The following is a 26,922-nucleotide window of genomic DNA, read 5'->3' as shown; positions in this document are numbered from 1 at the left end:
CTATGCTGAAATTTCGACGCGCTTGCCCGTTTTGGCGCTTTCGATTGCGCCGAAGACCATGGCAAGGCTTCTGATATTGTCGGAATTGACCGTCTCGGGCCGTCTGCCAGTGCTGATCGCCGCGATGAAGTCGGCGATGACGCTGGCGTGGCCGTGGGTTTCTTCGTCATGTTCCGGACCGGGAACGTTTACGGCAGCAGAGCCGCGTAGAAGGCCGGGCGCTTCGCCAGCAACAGTCGCCTTGAAATTCTCTTCGCCATCCCAGGTGAGCGTTCCCTTCGAGCCGACGAGACGCCATAGGCTTTCCCAGCTGGTGCGCTCGCCTTCGGCGCACCAGGAGCCGCGGTAGGTGAAGATGATGTCGTCGGAAAATTCGAAGATGGCATTGGCCGACGCGCCGTGCCGGTACCACGAACCCTTCGGATTGCGCTCGACGCAATAGACGGCGAGCGGCTTCCTGTCGGCGACGTAGCGCGCCGCATCGAAAGTGTGAATCGCCATGTCGAGAAGCAGGACGTTGTCCATCTCTTCGCGGAAGCCGCCGAAATGCGGCGCGATGAAGAAGTCGCAATGGATGCCGGTGAGTTCGCCGATCGCGTCGCTTTCGACGAAGCGGCGAAGGCGCCTGACGCCTGATATGAAGCGGCGGTTCTGGATGACGGCGTGGATGCGGCCGGTCTCGGCGGCAAGATCGATCAGCGCGGCGCCCTCTGCAAGCGAGGCCGCCATCGGCTTTTCGCTGAGCACATGGCAGCCGGCCTTGAGTGCGGTGGAGACGACGTCATAGCGCGCGGCCGGAATGACGATGTCGAAGACCAGGTCGGCCTTTGTGGCTGCGATGACGTCGGGCAAGTCCGAACCGATGACGGCGCCTTCAAGGCCGAACTCCGCGGCCAGCTTTTCCGCCGTCTCCCGGTTCAGGTCGACGAGGCCGACGATGGTGATGGAGTCGGCCAGCAGAGGGTTGGAAGCAATGGCGCGCAACCAACCTTTGGACATAGCTCCGCACCCGCACAGAATGGCATCGAATTTCACGACTTCCTCCAGGGGAACGGTGTCAACTCTCCTCGTGACACACACTCCGTAAACGTTTACGACTGTAGGCGAAAACATTTTGCGGTGTCAATAGACGCCAAATGCGAAATTACGGGCCCCAGATCCGGACGGATCTGAATTAAAGAAATGGAGCATGATGTCGTCCGAAAACCGCGCCCACTTTTCGGCATCATGCTCCGGGGAAAATCGTCAGCGATGAAGGGGATTCGCCAGCTTGCCGAACACTTGAATATCTCGATCGGCACGGTCTCCCGCGCGCTGAACGGCAAGCCCGATGTCAATCAGGAAACCCGCCGGCGGGTGCTGGCGGCGGCCGAGGAACTCGGCTATGTCGCCAACCAGTCTGGGCGGAGCCTGAGGCAGGGGGAGACGAAGGTCATCGGGTTGATGATCGAATCCAGCAAGGAGACGGTCGAGAACGCCGACAACTTCTTCCTCGGCGTCACCAGCGGCCTGCAGAGCGTCTTTTCCCGCCACAAGCTAGACCTCATCATGTTGCCCTGTCCGAGCGACGAGGACCCGCACGAATATCTGAAGCGGATGGTGGCGCGGCGCATCGTCGATGCGATGATCATCTCGGACACGCAGCGCGTCGACCGACGCATCGACTTTCTATCGCGGGGGAAGATCCCCTTCGTCGCGCTCGGCCGCAGCCTTTCGGCCAGCAATGTCCCCTGGATCGATCTCGATTTCGAGGGCGTGGCCGACCATGCCGTCGAGCGGCTGATCGCGCTGGGCCACCGCCGGATCGCGATCACAGCGCCGTCGAGCGAGGCCAACCTCGGCTATCTCTTTATCGACGGCTATCGCCGGGCGCTTGAACGGCACGACATTGCCTTCGACCCGTCACTCGTCATCCGCGTCAGGTCGAGCGAAGAGGGCGGCTATCAGGCGGCCCATGAGCTGCTGCTGCTCGAAGAGCGGCCGACGGCGGTGATCCTGATCTACGAGTTGATGGCGATCGGCCTTTACCGCCGCCTGATGGAATCGGGCGTCATGCCCGGCCGCGACCTTGCGGTGATCGGCTTCCGAGACGCTCCGCGCGCACGGTTCCTGCAGCCGTCGCTGAGCTGCTTCCGCATCTCGCTCTACGATCTCGGCGTCGCGCTCGGCCGGATGCTTCTCGCCAACATGCCGGTCTATCGGGAGTTCTATCCAGGCGATGGGGGCAACATCATCTGGCCCCTCGAACTGATGCCGGGCGAAAGCGATGCGTTCGATCCCAAGACGGGCGAAAAGGAGTTTGAGCCTGCTCGGTTGAGCTTCGACAACAGGACCGTCGAATTCTGATGGGATTCCTCCTCGATACGATTGCGTTTCCGCCGCACGAAGGGTCGAGCGGCCGGTAGCGGTGCCTCACGTGCCAGCAGGAAAGAACCGGTTCTCCGGCCGCGGCAATCCGAGATGTTCGCGCAGCGTCGTGCCCTCGTATTCGCTGCGGAACAGGCCGCGGCGCTGCAGCTCGGGAACCAGCCGTTCGGTGACGTCGAGGAGACCCTGCGGCAGATAGGGAAAGACGACGTTGAAACCGTCCGAACCCTCCTCGTCAAGCCAGCGCTCCATCTCGTCGGCAATGCTTGCCGGCGTACCGACGAAGGCAAGGCCGGCATAACCGCCATAACGTTGCGCCAATTGACGCACCGTCAGATTTTCTTCCGCCGCAAGCTTCAGCACCTGTGCCCTGCCGGTCTTGCTGGCATTGGTATCGGGAATATCGGCCGGCAGCGGTGCGTCGGGAGCGAAGCCGGAAGCGTCATGGCCGAGCGCAATCGAAAGCGAGGCGATGGCGCTGTCGTAATGCACCAGGCTATCGAGGGTGGCGCGTTTGGCGCGGGCCTCGTCGATGCTGTCGCCGACGATGACGAAGGCGGCAGGCAGGATCTTCAGGTGGTCGCGGTTGCGGCCGATCGCTTCCATGCGACCCTTGATATCGGCATAAAGCGCCCTGCCCGCGGCCAGATCGCGCGGCGAACAGAAGACCACTTCGGCGGTCTCCGCAGCAAGCTGGCGGCCAGGGTCCGACTGGCCGGCCTGGACGATGACTGGCCAGCCCTGCGGCGGCCGGGCGATATTGAGCGGTCCGCGCACGCTGAGCTCCTCGCCCTTGTGGCCGAGCACATGCATTTTTTCCGGATCGAAGAACAGGCCGCTTTCCCGATCGCGGATGAAGGCATCGTCTGCGAAACTATCCCAGAGCCCGGTTACCACGTCGTAGAATTCCCGGGCGCGATGATAGCGCTCGCCATGCTCCACATGTTCGTCGAGGCCGAAATTGAGGGCGGCGTCGGGGTTGGACGTCGTGACGATGTTCCAGCCGGCGCGGCCGCCGCTGATATGGTCGAGCGAGGCGAAACGACGGGCGATGTGATAGGGCTCGTCGAATGTGGTGGACGCGGTCGCGACGAGGCCGATACGCTCCGTCACCGCCGCCAGTGCCGACAGCAGCGTGAAGGGCTCGAAGGAGGTCACGGTGTGGCTGCGCCTGAGTGCCTCGACCGGCATGTTGAGCACGGCAAGGTGATCGGCCATGAAGAAGGCGTCGAATTTCGCCCGCTCCAGCGCCTGCGCGAAGGACTTCAGATGGGCGAAATTGAAATTGGCGTCAGGATAAGAACCGGGATAGCGCCAGGCACCGGTATGCAGGCTAACGGGACGCATGAAGGCGCCGAGGCGCAACTGCCGTGGGGTCATGACTTTCCTCATGGATCGGGCAAGGCGGCCGCCTGCCCCGCATTGGGCGTTCTGTCTGAAGCCGCTGCAGCGACGCATCGGATATCGGTTACGTAAGAACTCGCCTAATTCAAATCGAGGCCGGCTCCGCTAATTTCCGGTAGCGATTTCGGCGCTTTTCCGGCCACGTTTTCGCAGAACCGCCCGACTGAGCCACTAATCGCGGCAGCCAGAAGCCGATAAGCAAACACTTTTCATTTTCTATCACATCTATAGAATTTGTACTCTTATCTCGGCGCGCGATTTCTTTCACCGATAGGGCCGTCAGGAATGGAGACATCGATGAACACCGTGCTGAGGCAAGCAGACCAGATCCGGCCCGTGGCCGACCGTATCGGCAGCGAGGAGGAGGCGATCGCCACCGCCCGCAGATTGGCGGCGCAGTTTGACGCACGCGCCGCCGAGCGCGATGCCGACAGGATCCTGCCTTTTAGCGAACTCGATCTTCTCGCCCAGTCCGGCCTTCTGGCGATCACCGTGCCGGCGCAATATGGCGGCCTCGACGTCTCCAACGCCGTGCTTGCCGAGATCACCGCGATCCTGTCGGAGGCGGACGGCTCGATCGGCCAGATCCCGCAGAACCACTTCTATATTCTCGAGGCGCTTAGAACCGATGGCGGCGAGGAGCAGCAGCGTTATTTCTTCGGCCGGGTGCTCGCCGGCGACCGTTTCGGCAATGCGCTATCCGAGCGCGGCACCAAGACGGTCGGCCACTACAATACGCGCATCACCCGCGACGGTCCGGGTTACCGGATCAACGGCCGCAAATTCTATTCGACCGGCGTCCTCTTCGCCGACTGGATCACCATCTTCGCGCTCGATCCGGAGGATCGGCTGACCATGGCCTTCGTGCCGAAGGGCACCGAAGGTGTCGAGATCGTCGACGACTGGGACGGCTTCGGCCAGCGCACCACCGGCAGCGGCACGACGATCCTCGACAATGTTTATGTCAGCGCCGATTCCGTGGTCTTCCATCACAAGGGCTTCGAGCGGCCGACGACGATCGGCTCCGTTGGGCAGATCATCCATGCCGGCGTCGATCTCGGTATCGCACGGGCGGCCTTTGCCGAAACGCTGGAGTTCGTCAGGACGAAATCGCGCCCCTGGATGGATAGCGGCCTTGAGCGTGCCTCAGACGATCCGCTGACGATCGCCAAGGTCGGCCAGATCGCCATCCGGCTGGAAGCCGCAACGGCTCTCGTGGAGCGCGCCGGGCACAAGGTCGATGCCGCGCAGGTCGAGACGACGGAGGAAAAGGTGATCGCGGCCACGCTGGCAGTCGCTGCGGCGAAGGTGCTGACGACCGAAGTGGCGCTCGAGGCCTCGAATACGCTTTTTGAGCTTGCCGGAACCTCGTCGGTACAAACAGGCCTCAACCTCGACCGCCACTGGCGCAATGCCCGCACCCATACGCTGCACGATCCCGTGCGTTGGAAATATCACGTCGTCGGCAACTACCATTTGAACGGCGTAACGCCGCCGAAGAACGGCGCGCTCTGAAATCTCCCCGTCTTCCAACCGAAAACTCCACTGCCGGTGCCGGCAGTGGAGATTTTGCGTTTGATGAAAGATGGCCGCCTCAGCTATAGAGGCTGACCTCCGGTATCTTGTCGTTCAGCACGAATTCACCGACTTCCTTCGCCTTGTAGAAGACAGGATCGTGCAGCGTGTGAGTGCGGACATTGCGCCAGAACCGGTCGAAACGGTATTTGTCGGCCGTCGAGCGCGCGCCCGTCAGCTCGAAGACGCGCGAGGTGATGTCGAGCGAGACATGGGTGGCGTGGACCTTGGCGGCATAGGCTTCCGCCGCCGCCTCGCCGCGCTCACGCGCGGTGACGTCGCGGCCGCGGGCAAGGCCCGCCTGCACGGCGGCTGCCGCACTGTCGGCAAGGGCCGCCGAAGCCTTCAGCGCGGCGGTGAATTCGCCGACGCGTTCGAGGATATAGGGATCATCGGCAGCCCGCTCGACACCGGAGGTGATCCACGGCCGGGTCGTGTTGCGGACGTAATCGACCGCCGCCTTGAGCGCGCCTTCCGCTGTGCCGAGATAGAAATTGACGAAGACCAGCTGGATGAACGGCGTATTGAAAGTCGACAGCACCGGAGGTGCTGCGTCGGGTGCAGCCGGCGCGCCGACGAAATCCTCCTCGTAGACGGGGAAGTCGCGAAACTCGACGCTGCCGCTGTCCGACAGGCGCTGGCCGATATTGTCCCAGTCGTCGTTGGCGACGTAACCTTGACGATTGGTCGGCACGGCGAAGCTGGCGATCTTGTCGTCGAGCGTCGCGTTGGCATTGATATAGTCGGAGACCCGAGCCGCCGTGGAGAAGGACTTGCGTCCGTTCAGCACATAGCCGTTGCCGCGACGGGTGAGCACCAGCCCGGGATCGCGCGGATTGACGGACGCCCCCCAATAGAGGTTCCTGGCGACCGTATCGCTGCCCAGCGCATGAGCGCGCGCCGCATCAAGCGCCCAATAGATGTACTGGCTGTTGACGTAGTGGTAGCCGAGCAGCTGGCCGATCGAGCTCTCGCCACGGGCGAGAATGCGCACCAGCCTCAGCCCGTCGACCCAATCGAGGCCACCGCCACCGATTTGCGTGGGATGCAGCGCATTGAGCAGCCCGGCATTCTTCAATTTGACGATCTCGGCGAGCGGCGGACGGCCTTCGCGGTCGAGGTCTGCGGCGCGCCGCGACAGGTCGGCAGAGATCTCCTCGGCACGGGCAAAGAGGTCTTCGCGCGTCGGATTTCGGCTGGCCGCGAAGATGACATTGGATTGGCTCATGGGCGGAACTCCAATTCTCCAAAAAGATGATCCGGCGGGAGCCGCACGCTTCCGCCGGAAGGATCGAAGTGCGAGTTCTCAGAACAGCTTGTCCGGGATCCAGCTGGCGGTCGCCGCATCGCTCGTGCTGAAGGCCGGGATCCTTTCGGCCAGCTCCTCGATCGTCTTGACGCCGGCTGCGCGCAGGCTTTCTTGCGTCAGAAGCGTCGGCTTCACGGTGATTTGGTGGGGAACCGTCTGCCCGGCAATTTCGAGTGCTGCGGCGCGAATGGAGACGGCGCCGACGACGGCAGGATTGGTCGCGACGGTCGCGACCCAAGGGCTGCCTTCCTCGGTGATTTCCTGGATATCGGCCGTCGAGACGTCGGCCGAATAGATCTTGAGCTTGCTTGCTATGCCGAGATCGTTGGCGGCGAGCTTCACGCCGCGGGCGAACTCGTCATAGGGGGCGAAGACGACTGACATATCGGGATTGGCGGTCAGCACGGCCTTCGCCTGATCGGCGGTCGAAGTCGCCGTCGTGTCGCTGACATTGCCGAAACGGGCCTTTTCGACCACACCTTTATTGTCCGACTTAAACTTGTCCCAGACTTCGTTGCGGCGGTCGAGCGGCGCAAAGCCCGCGACATAGACATAACCGGCGCTGAAGCTGTTGCCGTTGTCCTTCACCACCTGCTCGAGCGCCAGTGACGCGAGTTCGTGATCGCTCTGCTCCACCTGCGGAATCTTGGGGTTGTTGAGGTTGACGTCGAAGGCCACGACCTTGATGCCCTTGTCGAGCGCCTGCTGCACGACGTCGCCGAGCGATTCCGGCAGACCGTGGTCGATGACGATGCCGGAGACGCCGAGATTGATCGCCTGCAGGATTTGCTCGCGCTGCTCGGCGGCATCCTGCCGGCCGGGGAAGATGCGCAGGTCGATAGCCAGCGCCTTGGCCTGGGCTTCAGCCCCCGCCTGATAGGCCTGGAAGAAGTCACCGGCCGAGATGTAGCTGATCAGTGCTACTTTAACGCCGCCCTTGTCGAAAGGGGCGGGAGCGCCGGACAGACCGTCGGCTTTTGCGCCTTGAATGAAAATGAACGGAATGACGGCGGCAGACAGTGCGAGCCGTGCGAGGGATTTCATCGTCGCGTTCCTTTTAGCAATCGGGAGCGTCGTCTGACAGGTCTGGCAGCCCTCGCGACGCATCGGATTATTAGATATAATATCTATGTTTTTAGTAGATTAAATGATCCGATTTTATGGGCTGTGGGAGATTCTTTGTTTCCCGAGGGCGGTTCGCCGGGAAAAGCCGTGCCTGGAGTTCGACCGCCCAGACAGGGCACACTCCGGCTTCGATTGCAGTCCCGGACCTTTATCGATGCCGCTTCTTCACATTGACAATATCACCCGCAGTTTCGGGTCGACGAGGGCGCTTGCCGGCGCTGATTTTTCTATGGAACGCGGCGAGATCGTGGCGCTGATGGGCGCAAACGGCGCGGGCAAATCGACGCTGGTCAAGATCCTTTCCGGCGTGCTTCCGGCCGATGGCGGCATGGTCAGACTCGATGGCCGCGACTTTGCGCCGCGTAGCCCGGCCGAAGCGGCAAGGGCCGGTGTCGTCACGGTGCATCAGTCGACGGATCTCGTCGGCGCGGCCGGTCTGACCGTTGCCGACGCGCTGCTGCTCAATCGCCTCGCCGACCGCAGCACACCTTTCTTCGTCTCGCGCGCCGGCATCCGCCGTGCCGCGCAGTCCATGCTCGATGCCGCCGGCTTTAGCCTGCCGCTGGACCGTGATTTCGGGGACCTCGCCAGCGCCGATCGGCAGCTGGTGGCGATCGCCCGGGCGCTTGCCAACCGTGCCGACCTCCTCATCCTCGATGAGCCGACGGCGAGCCTTTCCGGAGAGGAAAGCCGCCGCCTCTTCGATATTCTGCTGAAGCTTCGCAAGCGGGGCCTGGCGATCCTCTATATCTCGCACCGCACCGCCGATCTCGAAGCCATCGCCGACCGCGCGCTCGTCATGCGCGGCGGCCGCGTCGTCGGCACCTTCTCGCGGCCGATCGATTTTTCGAGCGCCATCGAGACGATGATCGGCCGCAGACTAGATGCGGCCCGGCCGGATGCGCGGCCTGCGATTGGTCCGGCGATTTTCGAGATGCGCAATGCCCGCTTGCTCTCTGAGGCCGCATCCTTCGATCTGTCATTGCATGAGGGCGAGGTGGTGGCGGTGACCGGTGTGCTCGGCGCCGGCAAGAGCCGGCTGCTGTCGGCGATCTTCGGGGTGGCGGCGCTTGCCGGCGGTGCGATGTTCCTCGGCGGTCGGCCCTACCGGCCGAAAGGTCCGGCCGAGGCGATCGCCGCAGGTGTGGCGATGGCGGCCGAAGACCGTCATCGTTCTTCGCTGATGCCGCCGGCATGGCCCGGCCATTCGCTGTCGGCGACGATCAGCCTGCCGCATCTTGGCAAATGGTATCCGCGCGGTTTCCTTGTCGGCGGCCGTGAACGACGCGAGGCCGAACAGGCGATCACTCGTCTCGGTATCAAGGCCCCGGGCCCGCTCGCCTCGGTCTGGTCGCTCTCCGGCGGCAACCAGCAGAAGGCGGTGATCGCCCGCTGGGAGGCGGAACCGAGCCGGCTGCTGCTGCTCGACGAACCTTTCCAGGGTGTCGACGTCGGCGCCCGTCATGACATCATCCGGGCAATCCGCGCCCGCAGGGATCGGGCGACGCTGATTGCGACCTCCGACCCGGAGGAAGCCTATGAGGTGGCAGATCGCATCCTCGTCATCGACCGCCACGTGTTGAGGCCCGCGGCAGAGGGGGCCGCTCTTGCCTCCGCCATTCAGGGAATATCCGCATGACGACGATCGACGACGACACTCTTCCACAGGCAAGTGCCCGGCCAAAGGCGTCGCCGCAAGCCGATAGCGGTCGTCTTGCAGCACTCGGGGCGTTCCTCCGGGCGGGCGCGGTGTTCATCCTGCTTGCGCTGCTCGTCGTCGGTTTCACCGTCGCCGAGCCCGCCTTCATCAATATCGCCAATCTGATGAGCATCCTGCAGGCGGTGTCCGTCGTCGCCATTCTCGGCGCCGGAGTCACCGTCACGCTGGCGGTCGGCGGTTTCGACCTGTCGATCGGCGCAGTCGCCGCATCCAGCGTGATGGCGGCCAGCTATGCGATGATCGTCTGGCATCTTGATGCCTATGCGACGGTACCGCTGGTGCTCGCCTTTGGCGCTCTGGTCGGCCTCGTCAACGCCTTCCTCATCGTGCGCCTGAAGGTGCCGGATCTTTTGGCGACGCTGGCGATGATGTTCCTGCTTTCCGGCCTGCAGCTGATCCCGACCGCCGGCCGATCGATTTCGGCCGGCCTCACCCTGCCCGACGGGTCGAAGGCGACCGGCGCTTACGACCCCGCCTTTTTGCTGATCGGCCGCTATAGCATCTTCGGCACCCTGCCCGTTTCGGTGGTGCTGATGGCGGTGGTCGCCATCGCACTCTTCATTCTCACTGAACGCACCCGCATCGGCCGATTGCTGTTTGCGACCGGCGGCAACGAGGTCGCGACCCGTCTTGCCGGCGCCTCGACGGTGCGGCTGAAGACGCTCGCCTATGTGCTATCGGGCACGCTGGCATCGCTCGGTGGCATTGTCATCGCCGCCCGCGTCGGGCGTGGTGATATCTCGTCCGGCGGCTCGCTGCTGATGGATTCGGTCGCTGCCGCGTTGATCGGCTTTGCCGTCTTCAACCTGCGCCGCCCAAACGTGCTTGGCACCATTGCCGGCGCCGTCTTCGTCGGCGTGCTGCTGAACGGCCTCACCATGCTGAACGCCCCTTACTACACCCAGGATTTCGTCAAGGGCGCCGTGCTCGTCGGCGCGTTGGCGCTGACCTACGGCCTCGGCCGTAGCAATCCCTAATTCCAAGGAAGAGAACATGACCCGCGAAATCAGGCTGAACGCCTTCGATATGAATTGCGTCGGACACCAGTCGCCAGGGCTCTGGCGCCATCCGCGTGACAAGTCCTGGACCTACAAGGATCTCGACTATTGGGTGCATCTGGCAAAGACGCTGGAACGCGGCAGGTTCGACGGGCTGTTCATCGCCGACGTGCTCGGCGTCTACGATGTGTTGAACGGCAATGTCGATGCTGCACTTCGCCATTCGGCGCAGGTGCCGGTCAACGACCCGCTGCAGCTCATCCCCACCATGGCCTACGAGACCGAGCATCTCGGCTTCGGGCTGACGGCATCGCTCTCTTTCGAGCATCCCTACACTTTCGCCCGCCGAATCTCGACTCTCGATCACCTGACCAAGGGGCGCGTCGGCTGGAATATCGTCACCTCCTATCTCAATAGCGGCGCGCTCAATATCGGCCAGCCCGCACAGACCAAGCATGACGATCGCTACGACCTCGCCGAGGAATATCTCGAGGTCTGCTACAAGCTCTGGGAGGGAAGCTGGGAGGACGGCGCCATCGTCCGCGACCGGGAAAGCGGTATCTTCACCCATCCTGACAAAGTCCACCCGATCCGCCATTCCGGCAAGCATTTCAACGTGCCCGGCATTCACTTGAGCGAACCCTCGCCGCAGCGCACGCCGGTGCTCTACCAGGCCGGCGCCTCCAGCCGCGGCAAGGACTTCGCCGGCGCCCATGCCGAATGCATTTTCGTCGCATCCCCGTCGAAGCCGGTGCTGAAGCGTTACGTCGCCAATGTCCGCGAGGCGGCCGAACGCTTCGGCCGCAACCCGCGCGAAATCCTTGCCTTCAATCTGCAGACTGTGGTTCTTGGCGAAACGGATGCGGAGGCGCAGCGGAAGTTCAACGAATACCGCAAATACGCCTCCTTCGAAGGGGCGCTGACGCTGATCTCCGGCTGGACCGGCATCGATTTCGGCCAGTTCGGACCGGACGAGGTGCTGCGGCACCGCCATACTAATGCGGTGCAATCGGCTGTCGAGACCTTCACCACCATCGATCCTACCAAGGAATGGACGGTGCGCGAAATGGCCGACTGGGTCGGCGTCGGCGGTTTCGGCCCTGTTTTCGTCGGCTCGCCGCAGACGGTCGCCGATCTGATGCAGGAGTGGATCGAGGATACCGATGTCGACGGCTTCAACCTCGCCTATGCCGTGACGCCCGAAAGCTTCGAGGATGCCGTCGATCTGCTGGTGCCGGAACTGCAGAAGCGGGGCGTCTACAAGACCGACTATGTCAAGGGAACGCTGCGGGAAAAGCTTGGGCGTGCGGGACCGCGTCTCGTTGCCCCGCATCCGGGTGCTGCCTACCGTAACCTGGCGGGAGAACCGGTCAGGCTTGCCGCCGGCGGCTGACCGGCAGTGATTGCTCGGGCGAATGCGCGCAGGTTGGAAAAATATCTCGCCCGGCCGGGGCATTCGAATTTAATATCTGTCGCAATGATCTTTTCGCTTCGAATATAGTCCGGCGAATTGTTCACAGATCAGGAGGGGGTCATGACCGTATCATCTATCTCGCGGCGCACGCTGGTGAAGGGCACTGTTCTGCTGCTTGCCTCGACGGCGCTCGCCCGGCAGGCGCTTGCGCAGACCGCGCAGACCACCCCGGGCGGCGGCGGCCGGCTGATCGTTGCGGCCGATTCCGAGCCGAAGAACCTCAATCCTGCCATCGTCGCTTCGAACGGCGTCTTCTTCGTCGCAAGCAAGGTGATCGAGCCGCTCGCCGAAGCGTCGTTCGACGGCAAGGACGGGCTTTCACCGCGCCTCGCCACCTCCTGGGAGGGCTCGGATGACGGCCTCTCCGTCACCTTCAAGCTGCGCGACGGCGTCACCTGGCACGATGGTAAGCCGTTCACCTCGGTCGATGTCGCCTTCTCCGCGCTCAACATCTGGAAGCCGCTGCAGAATCTGGGCCGCCTGGTTTTCGCCAATCTCGAAGCCGTCGATACGCCTGACGATTACACCGCCATCTTCCGCTTCTCCAAGCCGACGCCGTTCCAGCTCATCCGCAACGCCCTGCCTGTCGTGACCAGCGTCGTTGCCAAACATATTTTCGACGGTACCGATATCGCCACCAACCCGGCTAACAATACACTGATCGGCACCGGTCCGTTCAAGTTCGCCGAACACAAGCCCGGCGAATATTACCGGCTGACGCGCAACGAGAATTACTGGGACAAGGAACAGCCGAAACTCGACGAGATCATCTTCCGGGTGCTGCCCGATCGCGAGTCGGCGGGTGCAGCACTCGAAGCAGAGGAAATCCAGCTTGCCGCCTTCTCCGCGGTGCCGCTCGCCGATCTCGACCGTATTTCGAAGGTCGCCGGCATCAAGGTGATCTCGAAGGGCTATGAGGCCCTGACCTACCAGCTCGTCGTCGAGATCAATCATCGCCGCAAGGAACTGGCCGACCTCAGGGTGCGGCAGGCGATCGCCCAGGCGATCGACAAGAAATTCGTGGTCGACACGATCTTCCTCGGTTATGCCGCCGCCTCGACCGGCCCGGTGCCGAAGAATGCGCCGGAGTTCTATACACCCGATGTCGCGACCTATGCGTTCGACCCTGCGGCCGCCAACGACATTCTCGACAAGGCAGGATACAAACAAGGGCCAGACGGCAACCGCTTTACGCTGAAGCTTCGCCCCGCGCCCTATTTCAACGAGACCCGGCAGTTCGGCGATTACCTTCGCCAGGCGCTCGCGGTGATCGGCATCAATGCGGAGATCGTCAATGCCGATGCGGCCGCGCACCAGAAAGCGGTCTATACCGACCACGACTTCGACCTCGCCGTCGGTCCGCCGGTCTTCCGCGGTGATCCGGCGATCTCCACCACCATTCTCGTCCAGTCCGGCACGCCAGCCGGCGTGCCCTTCTCCAACCAGGGCGGCTACGTCAATCCGGAGCTCGACAAGATCATCAAGCAGGCTTCGGAGACTGTCGACACGGCGGCGCGCACCGATCTCTACCGCAAGTTCCAGCAGTTGGTCGTCGCCGACCTCCCGCTGATCAACGTTGCGGAATGGGGCTTCATCACCGTTGCGCGCGACACCGTGCTCAACGTCTCGAACAACCCGCGCTGGGCCGTTTCGAACTGGGGCGATACCGCGTTGCAATCGTGATAGGATCGGCGGCAATTCTCTTCCAGAGGCCCTGTCAGGCGTGAAACGAGCCATCATCCTCCTGAGGCGCAGGGCGATCAGCAGCATTCCGGTGCTGCTGATCGTGGTGATCTTCACCTTCTTCCTGCTTGAATCCGCCTCGGGCGATGCCGTCGACGCCTATCTCGGCTCGATCGGTGGTGGCGATGCCGCACTTAGGCAGTCGCTGCGCGAGAGCTACGGCCTCGACCAATCGATGTTCGCTCGCCTCTGGCTCTATCTTTCCTCACTCGCACGCTTCGATCTCGGCTGGTCGGTCGCCTTCGGCCGGCCGGTCGGTGCGCTCATTGCCGAACGCCTGCCCAATACGCTGCTGCTGATGGGCAGTGCGACGGCGCTGTCCTTCGGCCTCGGTTCGACGCTCGGTATCCTTGCCGGGGCGCGGCCGGGCGGTCTGCGTGACCGGCTGCTGTCGATCGGCTCGCTGATCGTCTATGCCATTCCGAGCTTCTGGCTTGGCCTGGTCCTGAGCATCGCCTTTTCGGTGAAGTTGCGCTGGTTTCCGATCGCCGGCGTCGAGACGATCGCTTCCGGCAAGACAGGGTTTTCGCGCGCGCTCGATATCGCCGATCATCTGGTTCTGCCGGTCGGCGCGCTGGCGCTGATCTATCTCGCCTTGTTCCTGCGGGTGATGCGCAGCGGCATGGCCGAGGCCTGGAAGCTCGATTTCGTGCTCTTCGCCCGGGCCAAGGGCCTGTCGCGGAGCCGGATCGTGCTGCGCCATGTCGCGCGCAACGCGCTGCTACCGCTCGTCACCATGCTCGGACTGCAGTCGGCGGCCATGCTCGGCGGCAGCGTGGTGATCGAGAGCATCTTTGCAATCCCGGGCTTCGGGCGGCTGGCGCAGGAGGCGGTCAACGGCCGTGACGCGCCGTTGTTGATGGGCATCATCGTCACCAGCGCCGTCCTGGTCATCTCGGTCAATTTCCTCGTCGATCTCGTCTATGCCGCACTCGACCCGCGCATCGGCGCATCGGAGGGCGGCGCATGAGCTGGCTGCGGCGACTGCTGCGCACGCCGGAAGGTGCTGCAGGACTTGCGATCCTTCTCGTCCTGCTTTCGGCCGGGCTGCTCGCCCCCGTTATTTCGCCGGGCGATCCGCTGAAAATTGCCGGCCACGCCCTGCTGGCGCCGTTCGCCGATCCGGGTTTTCCGCTCGGCACCGACCGTCTCGGCCGCGACGTGCTGGCGGGCCTGCTCTATGGTGCCAGGACCTCGCTTGCCGTTGGCCTGGCGGCGGCGTTTGCGGCCATGGTGCTTGGGCTCTGCGTCGGCCTTGCGGCCGGTTTTGCCGGCGGGCTCGTCGACGAGGCGCTGATGCGCGTGGTCGACGCCTTCCAGATCGTGCCGGCTTTCCTGCTCGCCCTCGCTTTCGTCAGCACCATCGGTGTGTCGACGCCCATTGTCGTCCTTGCCATCGCACTCGGCACCTGGGCCGATCCGGCGCGGGTGACGAGAGCGCAGGTGCTTGCGATCCGCGAGCAGGACTATGTCGCCTCGGCCAGGGTGATCGGCATGCATCCGGCCGAAATCGCTTTCCGGGAAATCCTGCCGAACGCATTGCCGCCGGTGCTGGCGCTTTCGGCCACCATCGTCGCCGGTGCGATCCTCACCGAGGCAGCGCTTTCCTTCCTGGGTCTGGGCAACCCCAATATCGCCACCTGGGGTTCGATGATCGCCGAGGGCCGCAGCGTGTTGCGTTCGGCATCCTATCTCTCGGTCATACCGGGTGCGGCACTCGCCGTGACCGTGCTCGGCGTACATCTCTTCAGCGAGGGTCTGGGCAAGGCGCTTGGCGACAATGGCGTGAGGGCGGCATGAGCGGGATTTTTTTGAGCCTGCGACAGCTTTCGGTCACCTATGGGCGCGGCAGCAGCGGTGCGGCCGCGCTAGACCATATCGACCTTGATATCGTCGCCGGCGAAAGGCTGGCGATCATCGGCGAAAGCGGTTCCGGCAAGAGCACGCTTGCCCGCGCGCTTGCCGGTCTGCTGCCGGAGGGAGCGACAGTCCGCGGCGAGATACTTTGGCCCGGACTTGGCCATCCGCCCCGCCCAGGCCGCGATTTCGGCTTCGTCTTCCAGGATCCGGGCTCCAGCCTCAATCCCGTTTTGACGATCGGCGAGCAGATCGCCGAGGGCGCCAGGCGCCATCTCGGCCTCAGCTGGAAACAGGCCTATGTCAGGGCCGAGGAGTTGATTGAGCGGGTAGGGATACCGCAGCCCGACAAGGCGATGCGGTCCTTTCCGCATCAGCTCTCCGGCGGCCAGCGTCAGCGCGTGGCGATTGCCGCAGCCATCGCCGCGAGACCGGCGCTGCTGATTGCCGACGAGGCGACCAGCGCGCTCGACGTCGTCGTCCAGGCCGAGATCGTCCGCCTGCTCGACGGGCTGGTGCGCGAGGACGGTATGACGCTGCTCTTCATCACCCACGACATCGCGCTGGCCTCCGGCTTCGTCGATCGCATCGCCGTCTTCCGCAATGCGAGGCTGGTCGAGGCCGGCCCCGTCCGTTCGGTGCTTTCGGCGCCCAAGAGCGACTATACCGCCGCCCTGATCGCCAGCCATCGAGACCTCGCGACGCCGCCGCTGATCGCAGAGGTGCCGTCATGAACGACAGGCTGCTTTCCATCGAAAACCTGTCGAAAGGCTTTTCTTCTGCGGGACGCCGGATTGCTGCCCTCGATAATGTGTCGCTCACCATCGCGGCCGGGGAAACGCTCGGTCTCGTCGGCGCCTCCGGCAGCGGGAAATCGACGCTATCGCGCATTCTGCTGCGGCTTGTTGCTGCCGATGCCGGCTCGATTCGCTTCGAGGGAGAGGATTGGCTCTCGCTGAATGGTGCGCCGTTGCGCCGCCGGCGGGCGCGTATGCAGATGGTGTTTCAGGATCCGCTCGCCGCCTTCAATCCGTTGGCGAGCGTTGGTACAGTACTCGACGATCCGCTTCGCATCCACGGCGTCGCAAAAGACCGACGCGCTGGGGAGATCGTCGATCTGCTCGAGCGGGTCGGCCTCACCGCAGATCATGCCGGCCGTCCGGTGCGGGCACTCTCCGGCGGCCAGCGGCAGCGTGTGGCGATTGCGCGGGCGATTGCGACGAGGCCCTCGTTGCTGGTGCTCGATGAGGCGGTCTCGGCGCTTGATGTGACCGTGCGCGGCAGGATCCTGGAGCTTCTGGTCGATCTGCAGAAAAAACAGGGCATTGCCTGTCTGTTCATTTCGCACGATCTTGCCGTGGTGCGCGCCGTCTCCCACCGCATCGCCGTTATGGATGGCGGACGGATCGTCGAGACCGGACCGGCAGCGGCGGTCGTTGCTGCGCCGCAATCGGCGGCCGCCGGCGCACTCGTTGCCGCTGTCCCCCGTCTCGTGACCGATCCTTGCTGAAGGAAGTATCCATGTCCGATCTTGGTTGGAATCCACTGCATGGCGTGCCCTCCTATCCCGCGGAGCGCTACGCCGTCCTTGCCGACAGGATCGGCGGTATCATGCGCAGCCGCAACGACATAGTGCTGGTGCAGGCAGAAGCGGTGGTGGCGCTGGAGGCGGCGGCGGTCAGCCTTGCGCGCCCCGGCCTTTCAGCACTCAACATCATCACCAGCCCCTATGGCGGCTGGTTCGGGCAATGGCTGCGGCGGGGTGGGGCGACGGTAGAGGATGTTGTCGCCGAGCCGGGCCTGCCGATCGAGATCGAAGCCGTTGCAAAAGCGCTCGACGCCGGTCCTCACATCGATGTGCTGGCGCTGGTTCATGCCGAATCCGCGAGCGGCATTCTCAACCCCCTGCCCGAAATACTGGCGCTTGCCCGGGCTCGCCACATCGTCACCGTCGTCGACGCGGTCGCCTCGGTCGGCGGCCATCAGTTCGATGTGGGCGATCTCGGCATCGACATCGCGGTGATGGGGCCACAGAAGGCGCTCGGCGGCCCGGCCGGCGTGTCCGCAATTTCGGTCAGCGGCGGCGCCTGGGATCTGATCCTCAGAGACGGCGCCCCGCGCGAGTCGATCTTGTCTTTGGCCGATCTGAAGAGCTGGATCGACGGCGGCCGGCGTAGCCTGCCGGGAACACCGGCGCCGCTGGAATTCTTCGCGCTGGAGACGGCGCTCGACCGCATCGAGGCCGAAGGCCTGGAGAATGTCGTCGCCCGTCATGCGCTGGCGTCATCGGCGACACGGGCGGGGCTTGCCGCACTCGGAGCCCCGGCATGGGTCCCTGCAGCAAGGGCTTCGAACCTGGTGACGGCGGTACCGGTGCCGGAGGCGCTGGCGCCTGCCGCGCTGATCGCAGCCGCTGGGCAGCTCGGGGTCGAGCTGAGCGAAGGCGTCGGAACCGCGCTGGCCCGTCTCGTGCGGCTGAACCACACTGGTCCGCGCGCCGCATTCCAGACGGTGCTCTCGAATGTCGTGGCGTATGGCGCGGCCCTCAGGCAGGCCGGCCATCCCTCGGATATCGCTGCCGCTTCGGAAGCGATATCCTCGGCCTATAGCCGATGAAAACCGTATTCGGCTCTTGATCATCACGGTTCGTCAGGGCAGGAATGTGGCATCGCGGAGACTTGGTGCAGATGACGAGATTGCTGGATGCGCAGGGGCTGGAGATTTCGCATGAGGGGCATCGCACCCGCCTGAAATGGCACCGCCTGCGCAAGCGGTTTTCCGACCCGCTGTTCTCAGCCGAAGTGATGGCGGAGGGCTTTGCGGCGGGCGCCTCGATGGAGCTCGATCTGCGCGTGCGCGCCGACGGCGGTTTCGTCGTGCTGCACGACAAGGAACTCGAAGGCGAGACGACAGGACATGGACCGGTCGCCGAAAAGAGCGTCAGTGACCTCAGCGATATCAGGATGCAGGAGGGCGACCGGCCGCTGATCCTCAGCGAGGATCTCGCTGCCATGATGCAATCGGCGCATCCAGCCGCATTGCTGCAATTCGACATGAAGGACGACTACGAAGCGATCGGCGCCAGGGGCGTCGCGCATCTGACCACGCATTTCCGCGATATCACAGCCTCGGTGATCGTCAGTGGCGACAGTCTCGACCTCATCGTCGCGGTCAAGGAGAAGCTTCCCCATCTCCTGCGCGGCATCGATCCGACCAACAAGCTCTACGATATCAGGATGGCCAACGGCTGGAAGGCGGTCGAGACGGAACTGCGCGCCGACCTCAGCGGCCCGACCGAACCGGACACGATCTATCTGCACTGGCCGCTGATCCTTGATGCCGCCAATGCGGGGCTGGATATGATCGCGCTCTGCCAGGACGAAGGCAAACGTGTCGATGCCTGGACCTTCACCCTGAAGGATTCGGAGGCCGGTTTCAGCGAAGAAGAATGGCGGAGCTTTTCGGCGCTGATGGCGCTGAAACCGGATCAGATCACCACCGATGAGGCGCCGGGGACCGAACGTGCCTGGCGCCGCCGCATGGCGGATTAACCGGCCGGCTTACAGCACCGCGCGTCTTTTCGAGATGCGCAAAGGACGCTGCAGCACTTCGAATTGTTGCATCATGCCGAAAGGTGTGAGAGGTTTCGATACCCTGTTTCTGGGGTTTGTTGCATGTTTTTGCAGTTTGCATCATTTTAAACTTCTGATGCTATCCATAGCCAGCAGACAAATGTTGGTGTCCGAAATGCAAGTTGTTGATGCCGATACAATTACTCGACAAGCAAATTCCAACTTGCAGGACGCGTGGCATCTTGGCTGTACAGGCCGTTCGCTTGAGGCACTCACACTGGCCGGCGAAATTCTGGTTGATGCCAAGACTCGGGGCGACGATCGGCTCGCCGCTCAATGCGATACTGACATTGCCTGGTACTGTTTTCAAATCGGCAAAGCCGAACTTGGACTGACGCATGTCCGCCGGGCGGTAGACTTCTGGAAATTGAGCGGGGAGCCCAAACAAGAATCCTGTGCCCGGGCGTATTTCGGATGGTTGCTCTTGGAATTGGGCTTGCCGGAGGAAGCGATCCAAGAAGCGACGCGCGCGCTTGATCTGGCCGACAAGACAGCAGATCCGAAAGCGCAAAGCCTAGCGACCAACGTGATTGGAATTATCTTCTGGTACAACAAGCAGCCCGACCGGGCCATCTTGATGAGCGAGAGGTCCGTCGAACTCGCCAGATCGATCGGCAACAAGACCTATGAATGCTGGTGGCTGATCAATCTCGGCGGCGCTCATTCGGAAGGCGGATATATCGCGGAGGCGCTAGGCCAGCCGGGACAAGGACGCCAGATGCTGGTGAGAGCGCTGGAACTGACCGAACAGGCGCTCGACATCGCAACTGAAACCGGTGACAGCTGGGCTGCTCGCATCTGTCTCGGCAATAAAGCCGAGTTCCACAGCCACCTGGGCGAGCATGACGAGGCGCTCCAGTGCATGGTCCGCTACCGGTTATTCCAAGAAAACAGCTATGTCAGGGACAGGCAGCAATATCTCTACACCTTGGGCCAGATCTACAACAATTCCGGAAAATTCGAAGAAGCCCTGTCACCGCTGCTCGAGGCGGTGGAGCTGATCGACGCCGGCGGCAGTTTCGATTCCTGTATCCAGATCTATCTTTATCTGTCGCAGGCCTATGAGGGGCTGGGACAGTTCGATCCGGCGCTGGCGGCACATAAAAAATACCACCAAGCCTATTTGCGCAATAGCGCCGAGAGAACCCAGCAGCGCGCACGTCTCGCGGAAATCTACTATGAAACCAGGCGGTTTAAGGAAGTCGCCGAAACGGAGACGAAGCGCGCGGAAACGCTGGAGGCCTCCTATCAGAAATTGCAGGAGCAAACCGATATCCTTGCCAGTGCCGTCTATCTGGACACGCTGACCGGGCTCTATAACCGCAAATATCTCGACAGCCGCTTTCAGGAACTGACGTCTGAGAAGCGTCCACATTCCATCGCGATGCTGGATGTCGACCACTTCAAGTCGATCAACGACAACTTCTCTCACATGATCGGCGACCGGGTCCTGAGTACCATTGGGGCCATATTGCGCAGCCAGTTGCGAATTACCGATCAGGCAGTTCGCTTTGGCGGCGAGGAATTCGTCGTCCTGCTCGCCGGCGCTCCCCGAGGTGCGGCCGATGTCTGCGAAAAGCTGCGTTCGGCCATTGAACAGTGGGATTGGTCCGAGATCTGCAACGGGCTGCACGTTACGATCAGCATAGGTGTTGCCGGTACCCTGTCTGCCAAGTCTCCGAACGAGATTTTGGCGATCGCCGATCAGAATCTCTATGCGGCGAAAAAGAGCGGTCGCAATCGCGTTGTTGGGTAGCGCTCGCAGTTTCGCCATTCGGGCGGATCGCGTCTCTGGGACGGTGTATCTATAGCCCCTCAATGTCGAGGATGAACGCGAATTCGCCGGCAAGCCCTGGCGAGTGGGCGATGACAGGCCCGCCCTGCGCAAGCAGCCTGTCGACCGGCGGCATCGCCACCATCGCGCCGGCCTCTTCGGCGATCAGCGCGCCAGCGAGCATGTCCCAGGCATTGAGGTGGCGTTCGTAGTAGAGATCGGCAGACCCCTCGGCGACGCGAACGAGGTCGATCGCGGCCGCGCCCATGCGGCGATAATCCATACCGCGTTCGTGGAGCCGTCGCGAGAGCGCGAGATGGTCGTCGAAGCTCGTCTTGCGGGAATGGCCGAGAATGACAAGCGCATTGGCCGGATCGGCGGTCGCAGCCGCATGCACCGGAAGCCCGTCCTTGAAGGCGCCGCCGCCGCGCACGGCGTGAAACACTTTGTCTCCGGCGGCGTCGTAGACCACGCCGATCTCCACCTTGCCGCCGGCGACGAAGGCGATCGAGACGCCCCAGTGCCGGAAGCCCCTGATATAGTTGGTCGTGCCGTCGATCGGATCGACGACCCAGCTGCCGCCCTCGCCCGATCTTCCGCCGCTCTCTTCTCCCATGAAAGTATCATCCGGAAAACGCGAGAGCAGTCCGTCACGGATCGCCTGCTCGGCATTCTTGTCGGCGATGGTGACGAAATCCTGCAATCCCTTGTTTTCGACGGCAAGCGTTCCGAAATTCGAGTCGCGCCGGAACCGGGCAGTCTCCCGTCCGGCCTCGAGGGCAACGGTAATCGCGACCTCCGCCCGTGCGCGGATGGCGGCGGCATCGAATGCGGCATTCATCAGGCGGTCCTTCTTCTGATCAGTGTCACAGGCGTGAATTCGACACGCGCCGTCAGCTCCGGCTCAGCCATCCGGCTCATCAGCAGGTCGACCGTCTTTTCGGCCTGGACGTCGCAGGGTTGGCGGATGGTCGTGAGATCGTAAGCGGTCCAGCTCGCCTGAGGAATGTCGTCATGGCCGATGATGGAGAGTGGCGGCGCATCATCACGGCCGCGGCCCTGCATGACGCGGTCGATGACGCCGCAGGCCATGTAGTCGTTGGCGCAAAACAGTCCGTCGATGCCGGACGCGGCAAGTTCGGCGGCCGCTTCATAGCCGCTTCGGTAGTCGTTGATTTTGATATGCAGAAATTCCGGCTCGACGCTGAGCTGTTTGCAGCGTGCGACGAACGCCTCGCTACGCCGCCGCGCCGTGTAGGATATGGCGGGCGCGGCCATCACGGCGGGCTTTCGCACGCCGCTGTCGATCAGGTGGGTGGCGGCGAGTTGGCCGGCCATGTCGTCGTCGGAGATGATGCGGTCGACGAAGGGAATGTCGTTGCCCTTGTTGATCAGCACGATCGGCACGCCCTCGGCTGCGCATTGTTCACAGATCTCGGTCGGCGGTGCGTCCGAGGTGACGATGACGCCCGAGACGGCGTAGTGCAGCAGCTGGCCGATGACCGTCGAGGTATCGGCCTCCGGCGAGGTCGGGAGCAGGATGGGGCGGAAATTGCGGGCAAGCAGCACTCTTGCCAGATTTTCGATCTGCAGCGTGCGGAACGGATTGTCGAGGCCAGCGGCGACGAGGCCGACGAGATCGGAGCGTTTGTTGGTGAGGCTTCGGGCAAGATAGTTCACCCGGTAGCCGAGTTCCTTGGCGGCTTGGTAGACCTTTTCGCGCGTCTTCGGCGAAACGCTGGCATCCGGCGTAAAGGCGCGCGACACGGCAGCGCGCGAGACGCCGGCCACGCGCGCCACGTCGAAGGAGGTTACCTTGCGCGGTCCCTTATCCTTGTCTGCCAACTGCTTTTTCCTTGACCGCCGATGGCCGCATCAGATCGGGCAGATCCGTGCAGATGCCGAGAACCGGAAGCTTCATGAGGTCATCGAGAATGGCCGGCCGTTCCTCGTGCCAGAGCACGATCTCGCGGCCCGCATCGAAGGCGCGGCGCATCAGCGCGTCGGTCACCAGATCCTGCGGACGTTCGCCTGCCCTCTCCCAGCATAGATGCAGGATATCGGCGCCGGCCTCGTCGCCGAGCGCATGCGGATCGTGGCTGATCCGGATCAGCACCGAAAGCGGGAAATCGCAGGCCGCGTCGCTAAGTTCGCGCACCTGTGCCGTGTCGAAGGAGCCGAGACAGGCGAAACGCTGGTTCATCTCGGCAAGGTGCTGCCAGCAGCGCATGCCGGTCCCAGGTGCCTTCAGTTCGACATAGAGACCGGTCCCGGTCTCGCGGCCGAGCGCGGCCACCTCCGAAAAACTCGGCACGTCGACGCCGTCGAGACCGGCGAGCTCTGCCGCCGTCATTTCGGAAATGCGGCGGTCGATGCCGAAGACGCGCTCGAGGTGATCGTCATGCGAGACGACGACCACGCCGTCCTTGGTCAGCTGCGTGTCGAGCTCCCACATTTCCGCGCCGAGTTCGGCGGCGCGGCGGAAAGCAGCGATCGTGTTCTCGCGTTCATGGCCGCTGGCGCCGCGATGGCCGATGCAGAAGGGAAGCCGGCCCTTGCCCAATGGCCAGCCGTAACGCTCGAAAAATGCCGAGAAATCGCAGGTCATCAGAGCCTCCTGCCATTTTCGTCGAAGATGAACACGCCGCGGCTGTCGATCGCCCAGCGGACGTCGTCGCCCACATGGATATCGCTGCGCACCGGCTGGATCGAGCGCAGCAGCGGTCCGCCGGCAAGAGCCACGTCGTAGAGGTTTTCGCGGCCCTGCGTTTCGGCAAAGGTGACCTTGCCCGGCACGGCGATATCGCCTGATGGCGTAAAATGCTCCGGCCGGACGCCGAGCATCAGCTTGGTGCCGTCAGCGGCACCAACAGTATCCGGCAGCGGCACACGGATCTCGCTTTGCGGGATTGTGAAGGCGCCCTTGTCCACGACGCCGCGCAGGAAGGTGATCGGCGGATTGCCGAGAAAGCCGGCGACGAAGGCGGTCTTCGGATCATTGTACATTTCGGCGGGCGTGGCGATCTGAACGATCTCGCCTTCCTTCATGATGGCGATGCGGTCGCACATGCTCATCGCCTCCACCTGGTCGTGGGTAACGAGAATGGCGGTGATGCCGGTTTCGCGCTGAAGGCGGCGGATTTCCGATCGCATTTCGAGGCGCAGCTTGGCATCGAGATTGGCGAGCGGTTCGTCGAGCAGCAGCACATCGGGCTTGCGGATCAGCGCGCGCGCCAGGGCCACGCGCTGCTGTTGGCCGCCGGAAAGCTCGGCTGGCCGGCGGCCCATCAGGTTGCCGATCTGAACGAGGGCGGCGATGCGGTCGACTTCCTTGCGGATTTCGGCGGCCGGTATGCCCTTCACCTTCAGCGGAAAGCCGATGTTCTCGGTAACCGTCATGTGCGGATAGAGCGCATAGGACTGGAAAACGACCCCGACATTGCGGGCCTGGCTCGGCAGGTCGGTGACGTCGCGGTCGCCGAAGAGGATGCGCCCGCCGCTCGGCCGGTGGATGCCGCAGACGGAAAACAGCGTCGTCGACTTGCCGCAGCCGGAAGGGCCGAGCAGCGCCAGCATCTCGCCGTTGCGGACTTCGAGCCGCATGTTCTCGATGACCTTGGTGGAGCCGAAGCTCTTCGAAAAATTGTCGAGGAGGATGCGCATCAGCCTTTGCTCCCGCCGCCGTAGATGTTCATGAGGTATTTGTTGAAGAGCGCGTAAACGAGCAGCACCGGAACGAGGTAGAAGACGCCGACCGCTTTGAACATGTTGAAGTCATAATTGTTGTCATCGGCGAGGAAGCCGGCGAGATAGACCGAGAGTACCTGCACCTGATTACCAGGCGCCAGCACCTGCGGCAGGATGAACTCGCCCCAACCGGAGAGGAAAGAGAAGAGGCCGAGCGCCATGATCCCGGGCTTGACCTGCGGCAGCACGAGGCTGCGCCAGACCCGGAAGCGCGAGGCGCCGTCGACGACGCCGGCCATTTCGATTTCCCACGGCACCGTGTCGTAGAAGCCCTTCATCAGCCAGATGCCGAGCGGCAGGTCGATCGCCGCCTTAACCAGGATGACGCCGATCAGCGAATTGTAGAGACCGATCATCTGCAGCACGATGAAAATGGCGATGATCAGCGTCACCGACGGAAAGGCATGCAACACCATGACGCCGGCAAGGAAGAAGCCGCGTGCCGGGACGTTCAGCCGCGACAGAACATAGCCCGCCATCGACGAGACGATGAGCACGAGGCTGGTGGTGCAGGCAGCAAAGAGCAGCGTATTCACAGTCACCTGCCAGATGTTCGCCTTGCCCTCTGTCGTCTGCCACAGGAAGCGCCAGTGATTGAGCGTCAAGCCCGAAGGCAGCAGCGCGTCCGCCTGCTTCACCGTCACGGTGTCGAGGAAAAGATAGACATACATCAGCAGCAGTGGCAGGCTGACGATAGTCAGCGCCGTTATGACAGGCCAGCTGCGGTAATTTGCCGAGGGCTGCGATCGTTCGGCCATGGTCAATCCTCGATCAAGGGCTTGGCGACAAGCGTGCCGTAGCTGAAGACGCGCAGATAGAGAAGCGACATCGCCACGCCGATGACGACGAGCACCAAGGCCATGGCGGCACCCAAGCCGTATTCGAGGTTGCCGGCATAGTTCCTCAGCGCAGTGTGATAGGCCGACAGCGCCCAGACCTCGGTCGCATTGCCCGGTCCGCCATTGGTCGCAAGCAGGATTTCATTGAAGGAGGCAAGCAGCGACAGCGTCTGATAGCAGGTGACGAAGAGGATCGGCCAGCGCATCTGCGGCAGGATGATGTAGAGGATCTGCTGCCAGCGCGAGGCGCCGTCGACCTCGCTCGCATAGAACTGGCTCTTCGGAATGGCCTTCATCGCCGAAGAAAAGACCAGCATGCCCATCGAGGCGCCGATGAAGCCGTTAATCAGCACGACGAAGAACCAGGCGTTATAGGCGTTGTCGAGAAGGTAGTTCTTCGGCGGATAGCCGAACTTGCCCATCAGGATCGAAATGAACCCGGTGTCCCAGGCGAGCCACTTCCATAGCATCACGTAGATGACGACAGGGGTGATGCGCGGTAGCAGCCAGATGCCACGGAAGATCGAGGCTGGCGTCGGCGGCATGTAATGCGTCCAGATGGCCAGCAGCAGCGCATAGCCGACATTGAACAGCATCAGCACCAGCGCGACGTAGAGCACGGTATTCAAGAGGACGCGCGCCATATCGGGTGACGTGGTCATGCGCGAGAAATTGTCGGTCGTCCAAACCCAGCCGGTATAAGTGGCTTTGGCGACCGTTTCCTTCTGCTCGGGTGTCAGTTTGAACCCCAGACTGTCCAGTGCCGAAAAGAGCTGTTCCTTGCTGTCGAAGCGGGTGTTGAGGACGGAGCGGTTGAACTGTTCGGAAATCTGTTTGACGTCGCGCGTCGAAGGCCGGTCGGCGAGATCCTTGATCATGCGCTCGACGTCGCGGCGCGCCGTGAACACCTCACCTGCATGTTTGGCGCGCAATTCCGCGGCAATCCCCGGTGTAAGCCCGAGGCCCTCGATGGCTTTGAGGCCCGCCTCGTCGATCGTGTAGCGCGGTTCGGCCATTTCGGCGGCAATGTCTGGTATCGCCGATTTCAGCGCGATCAGGGAGTTGGGCGCGATCTGGTAGACACCGCCGGATATGCCGGTCGCCGTCGTCATGCTGGTCATCGAAAAGACCGCCGTCAGAACGACCGGCATCAGGAAGAAAAGAACGATCATGATCGCCGCAGGCGCGATCATCACCAGTCCGAGCGTTCTGGACGATTTCATGGAAGCCTCCTCGCGGACCGACCGGGCAGCGTTTCCGCCGCCCAGAAGAGTGCTTCGATCCCAGAGCATGATGCCGAAATGTGTGAGCAGCTTTCGGACGACATCATGCTCTAACCCTTTAATTTAGAATAGGAT

The 26,922-nt window shown here is 62.9% G+C and carries 23 protein-coding genes; 13 read left to right on the top strand and 10 right to left on the bottom strand.

The features are described 5' to 3' along the window. Positions 1–1,035 (bottom strand): Gfo/Idh/MocA family protein, encoded by a 1,035-nt coding sequence (locus tag RWK44_RS12595; protein WP_316028864.1) that lies wholly within the window; start codon positions 1,033–1,035, stop codon positions 1–3. Positions 1,036–1,251: 216 nt separating this feature from the next. Here RWK44_RS12595 and RWK44_RS12590 point away from each other — a divergent pair, with 216 nt between their 5' ends. Next, the gene (locus tag RWK44_RS12590; protein WP_316028863.1) at positions 1,252–2,346 is read left to right on the top strand and encodes a substrate-binding domain-containing protein; all 1,095 of its coding nucleotides are present in this window, start codon (positions 1,252–1,254) and stop codon (positions 2,344–2,346) included. 66 nt (positions 2,347–2,412) lie between these two features. Here the strand turns inward: RWK44_RS12590 and RWK44_RS12585 are convergent, their stop codons facing one another. Continuing rightward, positions 2,413–3,747: an LLM class flavin-dependent oxidoreductase gene (locus RWK44_RS12585; protein WP_316028862.1), complete on the bottom strand. Its 1,335-nt coding sequence runs from the start codon at positions 3,745–3,747 to the stop codon at positions 2,413–2,415. Between the two features lie 321 nt (positions 3,748–4,068). Here RWK44_RS12585 and RWK44_RS12580 point away from each other — a divergent pair, with 321 nt between their 5' ends. Further along, positions 4,069–5,286 carry an SfnB family sulfur acquisition oxidoreductase gene (locus RWK44_RS12580; protein ID WP_316028861.1) on the top strand — a complete coding sequence of 406 codons (1,218 nt, stop codon included), beginning with the start codon at positions 4,069–4,071 and terminating at the stop codon, positions 5,284–5,286. Between the two features lie 79 nt (positions 5,287–5,365). On the opposite strand, the gene RWK44_RS12575 is transcribed toward RWK44_RS12580, so the two are convergent. Together RWK44_RS12575 and RWK44_RS12570 are read right to left on the bottom strand one after the other, a co-directional pair. Continuing rightward, entirely contained in the window at positions 5,366–6,574 is a 1,209-nt protein-coding gene (locus RWK44_RS12575) for an acyl-CoA dehydrogenase family protein (protein ID WP_168283000.1), read from the bottom strand. Between the two features lie 78 nt (positions 6,575–6,652). Further along, on the bottom strand, positions 6,653–7,699 hold the full coding sequence (locus RWK44_RS12570; protein WP_316028860.1) for a substrate-binding domain-containing protein: 1,047 nt from the start codon (positions 7,697–7,699) through the stop codon (positions 6,653–6,655). A gap of 235 nt (positions 7,700–7,934) precedes the next feature. Between RWK44_RS12570 and RWK44_RS12565 the strand changes: the two genes are divergently transcribed. From RWK44_RS12565 to RWK44_RS12515, 11 genes are all read left to right on the top strand, one after another. Then, positions 7,935–9,419: a sugar ABC transporter ATP-binding protein gene (locus RWK44_RS12565; RefSeq protein ID WP_316028859.1), complete on the top strand. Its 1,485-nt coding sequence runs from the start codon at positions 7,935–7,937 to the stop codon at positions 9,417–9,419. Further along, positions 9,416–10,477: an ABC transporter permease gene (locus RWK44_RS12560; RefSeq protein WP_316028858.1), complete on the top strand. Its 1,062-nt coding sequence runs from the start codon at positions 9,416–9,418 to the stop codon at positions 10,475–10,477. The genes RWK44_RS12565 and RWK44_RS12560 overlap by 4 nt, the downstream gene beginning before the upstream one ends. A 16-nt stretch (positions 10,478–10,493) precedes the next feature. Then, complete coding sequence (locus RWK44_RS12555; RefSeq protein ID WP_131665836.1) at positions 10,494–11,891, top strand: LLM class flavin-dependent oxidoreductase; 1,398 nt, start codon at positions 10,494–10,496, stop codon at positions 11,889–11,891. A 141-nt stretch (positions 11,892–12,032) separates the two neighbouring features. Further along, entirely contained in the window at positions 12,033–13,655 is a 1,623-nt protein-coding gene (locus RWK44_RS12550; RefSeq protein ID WP_316028857.1) for an ABC transporter substrate-binding protein, read from the top strand. A gap of 40 nt (positions 13,656–13,695) precedes the next feature. After that, positions 13,696–14,685: an ABC transporter permease gene (locus tag RWK44_RS12545; RefSeq protein WP_316028856.1), complete on the top strand. Its 990-nt coding sequence runs from the start codon at positions 13,696–13,698 to the stop codon at positions 14,683–14,685. Continuing rightward, positions 14,682–15,515 carry an ABC transporter permease gene (locus tag RWK44_RS12540; RefSeq protein WP_316028855.1) on the top strand — a complete coding sequence of 278 codons (834 nt, stop codon included), beginning with the start codon at positions 14,682–14,684 and terminating at the stop codon, positions 15,513–15,515. Before RWK44_RS12545 ends, RWK44_RS12540 begins: the two co-directional genes overlap by 4 nt. Further along, positions 15,512–16,306 (top strand): ABC transporter ATP-binding protein, encoded by a 795-nt coding sequence (locus RWK44_RS12535; RefSeq protein WP_316028854.1) that lies wholly within the window; start codon positions 15,512–15,514, stop codon positions 16,304–16,306. Before RWK44_RS12540 ends, RWK44_RS12535 begins: the two co-directional genes overlap by 4 nt. Beyond that, a complete protein-coding gene (locus RWK44_RS12530; RefSeq protein WP_316028853.1) occupies positions 16,303–17,082 on the top strand; it encodes an ABC transporter ATP-binding protein in 780 nt (259 codons plus the stop codon). Before RWK44_RS12535 ends, RWK44_RS12530 begins: the two co-directional genes overlap by 4 nt. Positions 17,083–17,093: 11 nt before the next feature. Continuing rightward, on the top strand, positions 17,094–18,188 hold the full coding sequence (locus tag RWK44_RS12525; RefSeq protein ID WP_316028852.1) for an aminotransferase class V-fold PLP-dependent enzyme: 1,095 nt from the start codon (positions 17,094–17,096) through the stop codon (positions 18,186–18,188). A gap of 71 nt (positions 18,189–18,259) precedes the next feature. Continuing rightward, positions 18,260–19,123 carry a glycerophosphodiester phosphodiesterase gene (locus tag RWK44_RS12520; RefSeq protein ID WP_170269305.1) on the top strand — a complete coding sequence of 288 codons (864 nt, stop codon included), beginning with the start codon at positions 18,260–18,262 and terminating at the stop codon, positions 19,121–19,123. A gap of 181 nt (positions 19,124–19,304) precedes the next feature. Beyond that, positions 19,305–20,960 carry a sensor domain-containing diguanylate cyclase gene (locus RWK44_RS12515; RefSeq protein ID WP_025398538.1) on the top strand — a complete coding sequence of 552 codons (1,656 nt, stop codon included), beginning with the start codon at positions 19,305–19,307 and terminating at the stop codon, positions 20,958–20,960. Between the two features lie 49 nt (positions 20,961–21,009). Here the strand turns inward: RWK44_RS12515 and RWK44_RS12510 are convergent, their stop codons facing one another. The 6 genes from RWK44_RS12510 to RWK44_RS12485 are packed head-to-tail and all read right to left on the bottom strand — an operon-like array spanning position 21,010 to position 26,787. Beyond that, positions 21,010–21,819: an inositol monophosphatase family protein gene (locus tag RWK44_RS12510; RefSeq protein WP_316028851.1), complete on the bottom strand. Its 810-nt coding sequence runs from the start codon at positions 21,817–21,819 to the stop codon at positions 21,010–21,012. Next, positions 21,819–22,823, bottom strand: a complete 1,005-nt coding sequence (locus tag RWK44_RS12505; protein WP_025398536.1) for a LacI family DNA-binding transcriptional regulator — start codon at positions 22,821–22,823, stop codon at positions 21,819–21,821. The genes RWK44_RS12510 and RWK44_RS12505 overlap by 1 nt, the downstream gene beginning before the upstream one ends. After that, a complete protein-coding gene (locus RWK44_RS12500; RefSeq protein ID WP_316028850.1) occupies positions 22,807–23,586 on the bottom strand; it encodes a glycerophosphodiester phosphodiesterase in 780 nt (259 codons plus the stop codon). Before RWK44_RS12500 ends, RWK44_RS12505 begins: the two co-directional genes overlap by 17 nt. Next, positions 23,586–24,641: an ABC transporter ATP-binding protein gene (locus RWK44_RS12495; RefSeq protein WP_221988762.1), complete on the bottom strand. Its 1,056-nt coding sequence runs from the start codon at positions 24,639–24,641 to the stop codon at positions 23,586–23,588. Before RWK44_RS12495 ends, RWK44_RS12500 begins: the two co-directional genes overlap by 1 nt. After that, positions 24,641–25,483 (bottom strand): carbohydrate ABC transporter permease, encoded by an 843-nt coding sequence (locus tag RWK44_RS12490; protein WP_027667108.1) that lies wholly within the window; start codon positions 25,481–25,483, stop codon positions 24,641–24,643. Before RWK44_RS12490 ends, RWK44_RS12495 begins: the two co-directional genes overlap by 1 nt. Before the next feature lie 2 nt (positions 25,484–25,485). Then, entirely contained in the window at positions 25,486–26,787 is a 1,302-nt protein-coding gene (locus tag RWK44_RS12485; RefSeq protein WP_222000221.1) for a carbohydrate ABC transporter permease, read from the bottom strand. Between the last annotated feature and the right edge of the window lie 135 nt (positions 26,788–26,922).

Origin of the sequence: Rhizobium sp. 25PS6, assembly GCF_032464655.1 — a bacterium.
Classification (GTDB): Bacteria; Pseudomonadota; Alphaproteobacteria; order Rhizobiales; family Rhizobiaceae; genus Rhizobium; species Rhizobium laguerreae.
Note: the sequence above shows the minus strand (reverse complement) of the source record. Positions and strands in the feature narration are given on the sequence as shown.

Coding starts and splice junctions, on each gene's coding strand:
- RWK44_RS12590 (WP_316028863.1), top strand. CDS start 1,252: ATGAAGGGGATTCGCCAGCTTGCCGAACACTTGAATATCTCGATCGGC.
- RWK44_RS12585 (WP_316028862.1), bottom strand. CDS start 3,747: ATGACCCCACGGCAGTTGCGCCTCGGCGCCTTCATGCGTCCCGTTAGC.
- RWK44_RS12580 (WP_316028861.1), top strand. CDS start 4,069: ATGAACACCGTGCTGAGGCAAGCAGACCAGATCCGGCCCGTGGCCGAC.
- RWK44_RS12575 (WP_168283000.1), bottom strand. CDS start 6,574: ATGAGCCAATCCAATGTCATCTTCGCGGCCAGCCGAAATCCGACGCGC.
- RWK44_RS12570 (WP_316028860.1), bottom strand. CDS start 7,699: ATGAAATCCCTCGCACGGCTCGCACTGTCTGCCGCCGTCATTCCGTTC.
- RWK44_RS12565 (WP_316028859.1), top strand. CDS start 7,935: ATGCCGCTTCTTCACATTGACAATATCACCCGCAGTTTCGGGTCGACG.
- RWK44_RS12560 (WP_316028858.1), top strand. CDS start 9,416: ATGACGACGATCGACGACGACACTCTTCCACAGGCAAGTGCCCGGCCA.
- RWK44_RS12555 (WP_131665836.1), top strand. CDS start 10,494: ATGACCCGCGAAATCAGGCTGAACGCCTTCGATATGAATTGCGTCGGA.
- RWK44_RS12550 (WP_316028857.1), top strand. CDS start 12,033: ATGACCGTATCATCTATCTCGCGGCGCACGCTGGTGAAGGGCACTGTT.
- RWK44_RS12540 (WP_316028855.1), top strand. CDS start 14,682: ATGAGCTGGCTGCGGCGACTGCTGCGCACGCCGGAAGGTGCTGCAGGA.
- RWK44_RS12535 (WP_316028854.1), top strand. CDS start 15,512: ATGAGCGGGATTTTTTTGAGCCTGCGACAGCTTTCGGTCACCTATGGG.
- RWK44_RS12530 (WP_316028853.1), top strand. CDS start 16,303: ATGAACGACAGGCTGCTTTCCATCGAAAACCTGTCGAAAGGCTTTTCT.
- RWK44_RS12525 (WP_316028852.1), top strand. CDS start 17,094: ATGTCCGATCTTGGTTGGAATCCACTGCATGGCGTGCCCTCCTATCCC.
- RWK44_RS12520 (WP_170269305.1), top strand. CDS start 18,260: ATGACGAGATTGCTGGATGCGCAGGGGCTGGAGATTTCGCATGAGGGG.
- RWK44_RS12515 (WP_025398538.1), top strand. CDS start 19,305: ATGTTGGTGTCCGAAATGCAAGTTGTTGATGCCGATACAATTACTCGA.
- RWK44_RS12510 (WP_316028851.1), bottom strand. CDS start 21,819: ATGAATGCCGCATTCGATGCCGCCGCCATCCGCGCACGGGCGGAGGTC.
- RWK44_RS12500 (WP_316028850.1), bottom strand. CDS start 23,586: ATGACCTGCGATTTCTCGGCATTTTTCGAGCGTTACGGCTGGCCATTG.
- RWK44_RS12495 (WP_221988762.1), bottom strand. CDS start 24,641: ATGCGCATCCTCCTCGACAATTTTTCGAAGAGCTTCGGCTCCACCAAG.
- RWK44_RS12490 (WP_027667108.1), bottom strand. CDS start 25,483: ATGGCCGAACGATCGCAGCCCTCGGCAAATTACCGCAGCTGGCCTGTC.
- RWK44_RS12485 (WP_222000221.1), bottom strand. CDS start 26,787: ATGAAATCGTCCAGAACGCTCGGACTGGTGATGATCGCGCCTGCGGCG.